An 8,948-nucleotide genomic window follows, 5' to 3' on the forward strand; every position below is an offset into this window, starting at 1 on the left:
GGGGGCTGGCCCCCTCACCGGCTGGCCTGTCGGGGCCAGCCGGCCGTGGTGGCTAGAGGTTGAGGAGCATGCTGACGATGGTGGGGAAGGGGGAGAGGCTGTCGACGAGTGTGTCGATGGCGCCGTCGTCGGGCTTCTGCGCGAAGGCTTTGTGGATCCTCGCGAGTTGGCGGTCGGTGAGGCCGATGGTTTCGCCGTCTGGGGTGACGCTGACGGCGATGGCGGTGCCGAAGATGACGGTGGGGCTGCCGAGGAGGTGGGTGAGTACGGTTGCGGGCAGGTTCAGGGGTGAGCCGTTGATGAGTCCTTCATCGTCGACGAAGAGGTCAATGTTGTCGGCCAGGCCGACGACGTCGAACATGGAGCAGCCAATAGCTGTGCTGATGTCTGCCCCGATACTGCCCGGGGTCAGGTTCAGGGTGGTGATGGTTTCGGTCGGGTTGATCTTGACGCTACGGATGGTGGTCATGGTTTCTCTCTCCTAGTTGGTGAGGGCGCGGGGTTCCGGCTCTCGGCAGTGATTGTGTAGTCGTCCACCGTTTTTCTGCCCTTGGTGGCGAGAGAATCGATTGAGAGCGGGAGTGGCGAAGCACCACAGGCTCGGGCGAAATAAGGGAGCCTGCGACCGCGTCCGAGACTGCGGTGCGTAGCACGGAGCGAACTACGATGACCGGACACCAAGGGAAGAAAAGTCTTGAAAAAGAACAGACCGGCGCAGCCGGTTCCCTGTGGGGCCGGCCTCCGTGCCGGGTTCACCGGTGGGGGAGTGTGAGGGGCGCCGCCTCTCACGGCCGGCCCGGGCGGGGCTGGCCGTGAACGCCTGGGGTTATTCGGGTCGCTGGTGCTGTTGGATCTCCGCATACGGGGCGGTATCGGTCCAGCTGTAACCGGTGGTAACGCTGACTGCTTTGGCGTTGGCGCGGACGACTTCGCGCCACTGCCCGCGAATCTTGACCCGGTCGCCCTTCTGGACAGTGTCGCGGCTGTGGCCGGTGGCCTGCCCTGTGGCGATCTGCTCCGCTCTGACGGCTTCCCAGTAGGTGATCTGGTCGCGTTTTTCTGCGAGGTGCGGCGCGAGGTGGTCCGCTCGGGCCTGCTTCTGCGCTTCTGTTGCGTCGACGTACCCGTGCTCCTCGTCGTAACACGGGGCGATGATGCGCCGTTCCAGCCTGCGCAGCTCCGCCCCCAACGTTTCGATGCGGTTGGCGACGGTGACGGGGGAGTAGCGGGCATCAGTCGTGTGGGTGGCGGCGTCGGCACGGGCCTGGGCCTGCTGGGCGGTCGCGGTCACGTCCAGCGCGGCCCGGGTGGCTCGGTCTGCCTTGGCTAGGGCGTTGCGGTGGCGGGTTTCGGAGTGGTGACCAATTTTGATCGGCTCGCCGCCCTCGGGCAGCCGCCGCAGGGAAACGTGCTCGCGGTCCCACGCGGCCGTTTCCACGGCGCTCTTCCGGTCCGCCTTGTGCTCGAGGGCGTCGACCCGGTCGGCCTGTCGCTGCATCTTCCCCGCCTCCACCTCGGCCATGGGGCGGTGGGTGCTGTCAATGCTGGTGGTGACGGTGAACCCTGCCGCCTCGAGCGCGGTGGTGGTGCGCTCGATGGTGCCGAGCTTCGGGAGGCGGTCGCGGGACTGGGGGACAAACCACGCGCTAATGCTGCGCCCCCAACGCCACCCGTTGGTCTTGAGGACTTCGGCGGTCCCGTCGCCCTTGCTGGTGCCATCGATCAGGGTGCCCTCAGCGTGGGTGTGGGTGATAGTCAGCATCAGAGTGCTCCTCTCTCGGTGTGAGGCGTGATTCGGGAGCCGTCCGGGGTCGTGATGACCCGGAACCTGTTTCGGGGGTTGGGGTAGCTCTGCGCATTCCAGTACGTGGACATGTCCCCGCTGATCAGAATGTTTTCGGCGGTGAGCATTCCGGGCAGCTCCGGCTCAACGTGTGTGGTGGTCATGTGTTTCTTCTCTCTCCTCGGACAACTTGTTTTTTTGCCTTCCGGCGAGAGAAATCGAAAGCGACCGGAAGCGGTGTAGTGCAGGGTCGTGGAATACCGCAAGGAGCGCAGCGACTGAGGATATGCCGCGAAAGCCCGAAACGAAAGGCGCGGAAGGAAGCTACGATGACCGGCCGGAATGGTCAAAAAGCATCACAAGAACAGTGCCGCGCAGCGGCTCCGCCTGGGCAGGACGGAGGGCGGCCGCGTCGCCGTTCCCTGTTGTTGCTGTTGCTGTGGTTGGTGTTGTGGCTGTACTGGTGGGGAGCGCGAGGGGACACCCCTCGCCGGCCAGCCCGAAGGCTGGCCGGCCCGCGTGGCTACAGTGCGGCGGCGTCGGTCGCGTCGGTGATGATGCGTGCGCCGAATTCTTTGATCAGGCGGTGACATCCGGCACTGGTGGGGGAGGTGACCGGGCCGGGGACGGCGCCGATCGGACGGCCGAGCGCGGCGGCGTGGCCGGCGACGTTCAGCGATCCGGAACGCCACCCCGCCTCGACGACGAGCGTTGCCGTGCTTCCTGCGGCGATCAGGCGGTTTCGCATCAGAAAACGCCATTTGGTGGGCGCTGATCCGCAGGCCATTTCTGAGGCGACGACGCCGTTGGCGGCGATTCGGATCAGTAGGGCGTCGTGGCCGGTGGGGTAGAACCGGTCAACACCGCCGGCGAGGTACGCGACGGTCTGGCCGTCGCTGGCGAGGGCGGCGCGGTGCGCCATCCCGTCGATGCCATACGCGGCCCCCGACACGATGGTGTGCCCACGGCCGACGAGCCCGCCGACAATATCCATGCACACGTGCTCGCCGTAGCCGGTGGCCGCCCGTGCGCCCACGACGGCAATGCTCGGCTGCGCGACCAACAGTGCCGTATTGCCCCGGGCCCAAAGGGCGTGCGGGGCGCTCACGCCGAGGTCGGCGAATCCGACGGGCCAGTGCGGGTGCTCCGGCGTAATCAGCACCGCACCAACCCGTGCCGCTGCGCTGAGGGCTGCCGCGATGGCGCTGTCAACGACGCGGGGGAGTACCCGTGCGCGGAGTCCGGTCAGGTCCACTCCAGCGGCGGTGTCTTCGCTCTGACACAGCAGGGTGAGTGCGTCGGCGGCTCCCACGGTAGCAATGAGTTCTCCGGCCTGGGTGTCTCCGGGTTCTCCCACGATCGTCCACACGGCGCGGGCGATCGCGTCGGGGCTGAGGTCCTGGCCCATCAGCGATGCGGGTGGGGTGGTGAGGTGGCGGGTGATGGTGGATGTGATGGTCATGATCTTCTTCTCTCTCCTGGGACAACTTGTTTTTTTGCCTTCCGGCGAGAGAAATTGATAGCGACCGAAGCGGTGGAGTGCCCAGAATTTCAGGTGAAATAAGGGAGTCTGCGACCGCGTCTGAAATTCTGGGAACGCAGCCGCGCAGGGAGCTACGATGACCGGCCGGAATGGTCAAAAAAGCATCAGAAAAACAGTGCCGCACAGCGGCTCCGCCGCACCAGGTCACTGTCGCCCGTCTCCGTCGCCGTTCCGCTGTAGTGAGAGAGTGGCTGCGGCTCGCCGCTGCTTCCGTTGGTTCCTCCGACCAATACGTGTTGCTCGACCTGCAACCCGGTCGCAGCGATTTTCTTAGTCAGGTCGTACTGACCCAGAGCCCATTAGACCTGTCCTATGTCGGACTGGTGCTCGATCCCGAATGGCGGCTCTACCCGAATCAGCGCCATCTCGTGCAGATTGGTTTTGTCGATGTGGCGGAGATCAATGCGGCAGAGCTGGCTCGATGCCTTGTGCCTGACTGGCAATGCCTATAAGCTCCGAAAGTCGGGGTGACAGCTTAGATCACATTTAGACCGAGGTCGCAACGCAGCACCCTCGGACCAAATTATGTTCTTTAAATAGCTGGTGGATAGCTGTTTTTGTGCGAAGACTTCGCGCAGACGCACATAATTATGCGGAATCGTTCCGGAGGAATGCCTTCGTTCTGATCGCTCTCGACCCAACTGTGGGTAGCCGATTACTACGGCTTGAGAGGGGGATTGCAGCCCACAACGTACCGAACCAGGTGCCCTTGTCTGCTCAAAGTCACGCCAAAATTTTTTGATGACCTCGCCGGCCGAACCGAGCACGCGGCAGGGCAGCCCTGCTAAGTCCCGCCCGAGCAAATGAATGCTCAGACGGCCAAACCGCCAGGAGAAATGTTGTTTAACCTGCCCATTTTTACTTCATCAGTGTTGATCGGAGTTCCCGTGTTCTGGATTCTCTATACCGTCGGGTTTATGTGGGTATCCCGGCATTGGGCGCGCGAAGACGAAGGGGATTCGGAATGACTACCGAGATCAACTTCCTACTTTTCTACTTCTTGATTCTCATTGGCATTGGCATCTGGGCCATGCGCCGGGGCGCGGGCAAGGGCCTGGATAACTACCTGCTCGGTGGTCGAAGCATGGGACCCGCTGTCACTGCCTTGACCTTGCAAAGCACATCCATGAGCGGGTATATGTTTCTTGGCGCTGGCTCGCTGGCCTACACCCAGGGGTATTGGAGCCTCTGGTATGCGCTCGGCGACCTCGGCGGCGGCGTGCTCAACATGTCCGTGCTGGGGCGGCGCATGCGCAAGCTGTCCCAAATCCTTGGGGCCGTCACCTCAATCGAATACCTGGAACGTCGCTATCCGTCGGCGCTCACTCGCATAATCGCCGCTCCGCTCGCACTGATCTGCCTGTTCTTCTATGTTCTAGCGCAGTTCATTGCTGGCGGAAAGGGCTTGGCGCTGGTTACCGGCTTCTCTTATCCGCTGGCCCTCGGCATCGCCATTGGTGTCATCGTTCTATACACGTTCCTGGGCGGCTATCTCGCTGTGGCATACACGGATTTCTTTCAGGCGATCATCATGTTGATCGGGGTTCTGTGGGTTCTCTTCGCAGCGCTGGCCACCCTCGGCGGCCTTGGAGCTGCCAACGCGAGAATCGGTGCGATCGATTCCTCTCTGCTGACGATGTGGGGAAAAGACCTCGCACATTACGGCCAGTGGGGCCTGATTATCGGGGCGCTGTTGGTGTTCTCGATCGGCTACCTGGGCTGGCCGCACGTGGTGACCCGGCACATGGCCATGAAACGCCCGAGTGTCGCGCGCAAGGCCGGCGGTTACTCAATGCTCTTCAATATCCTCTTTGTTCCAGCCCCGTACCTCGTCGGTATCGTCGCTCTCCTGATCGTTCCGATCGGCACCGACCCAGAGATGGCCATCTTCGCCACCGCTCAGTTGTTACTTCCCCCCGCCGTGGTCGGCATCGTCATGGCCGGCATTATGGCTGCCATCATGTCCACCGCCGATTCGATCCTGCTGCAAGCCGGCACCATTGCGAGTCGGGACATCTACCACCGCTTCATCAACAAGAAGATGAACGAGAAGAACATGGTGTGGGTTTCCCGTGGCATGGTGCTCGCTTTAGCCATCGTCGGATTCTTCATCGCCGTTTTCCAGCCTCCAGCGGTCTTCGCTCTCGTGATCTTCGCGACGACGATTCTGGGCAGCGCCTTTGTGCCCTGCTATGTGGCTGCCGTGTGGTGGAAGAAGGCGAACACCGTAGGTGCGATCTCCTCGATGATCGTGGGAACTGCCGTTCCAGTGGTCTGGGAGATCTTCAGTCTGGTTTCGCGCACGGGATTGGATTCGATGCTCGTGGGCATCGTCAGCTCCGTCACGGCGATGATTGTCGGCAGCCTGCTGACGCAGACGAGCTGCCCCGTCCCGGTACACATTCAGGCGGCCCTCGGCGAGACAGAGCGTCTCGGCCCGATCCCAGCCGAACTACTTAAGGGCCAAGATGTGATCATGGCGACGGAAGCGTCGGTCCGTTGAGCGCCGCGTTACCGGTCGTCGGGCCACAGCCAGCTCCGCCCACCACGGCCGACCAGGCGGCCCGTCGTATTCCCCCCAGCATCAGTCGCAATCGAGCCATCCGGCTCGTGCTGAACCGCGCTCCCGACCTCGTCTGCACGAACGCCCGATTAGTGCACCATCCCTACGCCGGCTATGTCTACGCCGTTCAGCAGCGAGCTTTCGGACGAAAAATCCACGGAGTCGCCCATATCTTGGTCGACCGGTGCAGCGGCGGCACGAGCACCAGCGATCCCTGGCCCGATCCGGTTCTGCTAGAACCGGGCGAAACACTAGATGCTGCTCCCGCAACGATCAGTAAAGAACACGCCGAGAACGATGCTCGGCAATGCGCGGTACGCACCGCCCTGCACCGACGTCGCGCCCTGATCCCGATCGAGGTCACAAGCGTCAGCAGAGACCCGTTGTTGTACAAGCCGAATTGGCTACTCGATCTGCAATTGCCTACGAATGGCGGCACAGTAAAAGTCTTGGTCGACGCCTTGACCGGCGCCTATCATCTGGTGCCCGGTGGAGTCGTTCACATCGAGCCAACCGCCACCGGGTAAGAACTAACCACTCAAACAGCACGGTGGGTCGTAGCTGTGGGCACTGTGGTTCGGTCAAATATGTTGCGGATGGAATCGGGGTCTGACCAGTAATGGAACGGTGGTTGGCGCTAAGGGCAAAAACAGGCCCAGGCGCGTGAGTAGTCTGGGCTGCTGCCGTCGCACCTCAGGCCCTGCAGACCATCACTGATAGCATCAGGCGACAGCCTGGTCCACTTGTTTGAGGAGACAAGCGTAAGCTCTGAAAGATTGATACGACACACTCGCCACAGAAAGTTTGTAGTTCTTTCTGCGCTGCTGCTCGTCTTAGCCGTGGGGCGACTTGGCTCGGTGTGATCGTTCTGACGAGCGATATCCAGCGACCGCATCACCGCGTCGCTCGGCAGCACCGAATCGACGGGCTACTTCGGCAGCATCCGCCGCTCGCGCCCCGCAGCCGCTCGCCGTGCCGCTAGCCAAACCGGCTGGCGTCGTCGGGAAAGTCTTTTGGTCGAGCAGCTTCCCCGAGGGTGACTCAACGACGGCGTAGGTATGGGTGGCTGCGTGGGTGTCGACTCCCACGACGGTTCTGTAGTGATCTGCGACGATGGACATGCGGTGCCTCCTGATGGTGGGTGGACGTCGTTGCCGGCGTCAGCCCGGGAGAAGATCACTGCGAGACATGCCTGTAAGGGGCCACGACGTGAACGTCGGGCAAGCTTCTAATCAAGTCATCGTGGTGGGCCAGAAAGACACCGGCCCTCCTAACCGAGTGGACAGATCCCTGGCAAGACACCCCGCGGGGGTCAGACGGTTCACGAGTCACGCCCGGTCAGTAGAACCAGCACCAATCTAGCCAGCCAGCCCCAGGCCAGCCACAAGAAAGACTTACAGACGGTTCACAGCGGCTCCACCCGGACAAGACTGAGGGCGACCGCGCCGCCATTCTTCTGGTGGAAAAGAGCCGCGGCTGCGCCGCTGCTTCCGTTGCTGTGCACTACGGGTTGGTCGTGGCGGCCAGGGCGACGCTTCCCTAACGGACCGGTAGGGATGACGTCGGTCCTCTTCTTGAATGGTCTCTTTGTGGTCGCGGCACGATCATCGCGACCAGGCCGCTGAGATATCCGCGGCAGCTCAATAAGGCCGTCCGCGAGCTTTGGCTTAGAGTTGGGGGGTGTCCAGCTGGATGAAAGTGGTCTGCGCTCTTGCAGCTGGCGGTGGCTTGGGGCTTCTGTCATCGGTGACGAATGAATGGGCGTCTGTGCTCACTTTCGTGTTCAATTCCGGTTGGGCATGGGCCGGAATAATGGTGCTCGGTGGCTGGATTGGTGGGACGTGGCGTACAGCAATCCTGACCGGTATCCTCGCTGAACTCGCCGCCTGCACTGCTTACTTCGCCACCGACTCCTGGCTCCGAGGAGAGCCATTCACCAGTTACGCATTTGAATTGTCCTATTGGTCACTTATCGCCCTGGTACTCGGGCCCGGGTTGGGACTTGTCGGTGTGGGGGCGCGCGGCCGCGGACTGGGAGCGTTACTCGCTGGTCTCGTCGTTCCCTTCGGAGCGGTCCTGGAGATGGTCTGGCTGCCACGGTGGCCGTTGGACCCAGATAACACCCAATTATTTGTTGTGCGAATCCTGGTTTGGGTTGCGGCAGCAATCGGCGGTGGACTTCTTCTAATCCGCTATTTGCGTCAGCGGCGTTCTACGGGTCTCGTACCCGTGAACAAATGCCCCCATGGTGGCAAACGTATTGCCATAATCGTCGTAGTCGCGGCGACCGGCATCGCCGGCTCCCTATACATCGCTGAAGGGGGCGGACTCTTTCGCACCTCGAACTATGCGTGGAATCTCACCGAGGCTCAAGATACGGCAGAAATCATCATGCGCACAACCGTAAACCGCACAACCCCAGAGGTACATGAAGGCGAGAAAGTTGAACTCGTAATCGTGAACGTCGACGGCTACATCGGCACAGGGACCTATCTAAACGATGAGACCGTCACTGTAATAGTGCCACGCTCGACCGCTGAAGTAATCGGCTTCTCCGAAGGAGAGGATTATGTGCTCTTCCTGAACGTGGTCGATGGAGAGACAATGCTCGTCGACTCACAGCAGGGAGTCTTCAAAGTGCTCGACGATGGCACCATATTAAACGCGGCCAACCTGACCCTGCCCGATGAGCTGCTGCAGTCGTTTCACCTCGCCCCTAAATCCGACACAGAGCGGTCGAATCTGCCGCCACAATAATCGCCAGCTGAGACCAGCACCCAGCGGAACACGCAACCGTAACCAGTCGATTCAAGAATGGCTCTGTTCCGGAGTAAACAAGTCAAAGGGGACTGCCCTGATCTCGGGTGCATGCGGTAGTGCTCAGTCAGATGTCGCTGGCAGTCTCAAACATTGAGACCTGGGGGACGCTGGCTGGCAATGAGCCCAGTTCGGTCGCACCCGCACCCGCCCGCCACTCGCGATAGGCCGCGTCAGCGTCGGCCGACGTCCACCGCTCCAGCAAAATCATGTGGGTGGGATCTTCGCGATCAAGCAACACG

General features: G+C 61.8%; 9 protein-coding genes. 4 read left to right on the forward strand and 5 right to left on the reverse strand.

What is annotated here, in order from left to right; genetic code table 11:
• Positions 1-52 precede the first annotated feature (52 nt).
• The 4 genes from CXY71_RS00890 to dprA form a co-directional block, all read right to left on the reverse strand.
• Positions 53-469 carry a DUF3846 domain-containing protein gene (locus tag CXY71_RS00890; RefSeq protein ID WP_104133847.1) on the reverse strand — a complete coding sequence of 139 codons (417 nt, stop codon included), beginning with the start codon at positions 467-469 and terminating at the stop codon, positions 53-55.
• A gap of 357 nt (positions 470-826) precedes the next feature.
• Positions 827-1,762 carry a DUF3560 domain-containing protein gene (locus CXY71_RS00895; protein ID WP_104133848.1) on the reverse strand — a complete coding sequence of 312 codons (936 nt, stop codon included), beginning with the start codon at positions 1,760-1,762 and terminating at the stop codon, positions 827-829.
• A complete protein-coding gene (locus tag CXY71_RS00900) occupies positions 1,762-1,947 on the reverse strand; it encodes a hypothetical protein (RefSeq protein ID WP_104133849.1) in 186 nt (61 codons plus the stop codon). Before CXY71_RS00900 ends, CXY71_RS00895 begins: the two co-directional genes overlap by 1 nt.
• Before the next feature lie 359 nt (positions 1,948-2,306).
• A complete protein-coding gene (gene dprA / locus CXY71_RS00905) occupies positions 2,307-3,245 on the reverse strand; it encodes a DNA-processing protein DprA (RefSeq protein ID WP_199184133.1) in 939 nt (312 codons plus the stop codon).
• Positions 3,246-3,415: 170 nt separating this feature from the next.
• Here dprA and CXY71_RS00910 point away from each other — a divergent pair, with 170 nt between their 5' ends.
• From CXY71_RS00910 to CXY71_RS00920, 3 genes are all read left to right on the forward strand, one after another.
• Complete coding sequence (locus CXY71_RS00910; protein WP_104133850.1) at positions 3,416-3,778, forward strand: hypothetical protein; 363 nt, start codon at positions 3,416-3,418, stop codon at positions 3,776-3,778.
• A 512-nt stretch (positions 3,779-4,290) separates the two neighbouring features.
• Positions 4,291-5,829 (forward strand): sodium/proline symporter, encoded by a 1,539-nt coding sequence (locus CXY71_RS00915; RefSeq protein WP_104133851.1) that lies wholly within the window; start codon positions 4,291-4,293, stop codon positions 5,827-5,829.
• Complete coding sequence (locus CXY71_RS00920) at positions 5,826-6,416, forward strand: hypothetical protein (protein ID WP_104133852.1); 591 nt, start codon at positions 5,826-5,828, stop codon at positions 6,414-6,416. The genes CXY71_RS00915 and CXY71_RS00920 overlap by 4 nt, the downstream gene beginning before the upstream one ends.
• Positions 6,417-6,722: 306 nt before the next feature.
• On the opposite strand, the gene CXY71_RS00925 is transcribed toward CXY71_RS00920, so the two are convergent.
• Positions 6,723-7,010: a hypothetical protein gene (locus tag CXY71_RS00925; RefSeq protein ID WP_104133853.1), complete on the reverse strand. Its 288-nt coding sequence runs from the start codon at positions 7,008-7,010 to the stop codon at positions 6,723-6,725.
• Between the two features lie 559 nt (positions 7,011-7,569).
• On the opposite strand from CXY71_RS00925, the gene CXY71_RS00930 reads away from it, so the two are divergent.
• A complete protein-coding gene (locus CXY71_RS00930) occupies positions 7,570-8,646 on the forward strand; it encodes a hypothetical protein (RefSeq protein WP_158252920.1) in 1,077 nt (358 codons plus the stop codon).
• Positions 8,647-8,948 lie beyond the last annotated feature (302 nt).

This window comes from Cryobacterium sp. Y62, assembly GCF_002929785.1.
In the GTDB taxonomy this organism is placed as follows: Bacteria; Actinomycetota; Actinomycetes; order Actinomycetales; family Microbacteriaceae; genus Cryobacterium.

Bases quoted from the DNA above. Each gene is read 5' to 3' on its own strand.
- CXY71_RS00925 (WP_104133853.1), bottom strand. From the start codon at position 7,010: ATGTCCATCGTCGCAGATCACTACAGAACCGTCGTGGGAGTCGACACC.
- CXY71_RS00900 (WP_104133849.1), bottom strand. From the start codon at position 1,947: ATGACCACCACACACGTTGAGCCGGAGCTGCCCGGAATGCTCACCGCC.
- CXY71_RS00895 (WP_104133848.1), bottom strand. From the start codon at position 1,762: ATGCTGACTATCACCCACACCCACGCTGAGGGCACCCTGATCGATGGC.
- dprA (WP_199184133.1), bottom strand. From the start codon at position 3,245: ATGACCATCACATCCACCATCACCCGCCACCTCACCACCCCACCCGCA.
- CXY71_RS00910 (WP_104133850.1), top strand. From the start codon at position 3,416: ATGGTCAAAAAAGCATCAGAAAAACAGTGCCGCACAGCGGCTCCGCCG.
- CXY71_RS00915 (WP_104133851.1), top strand. From the start codon at position 4,291: ATGACTACCGAGATCAACTTCCTACTTTTCTACTTCTTGATTCTCATT.
- CXY71_RS00890 (WP_104133847.1), bottom strand. From the start codon at position 469: ATGACCACCATCCGTAGCGTCAAGATCAACCCGACCGAAACCATCACC.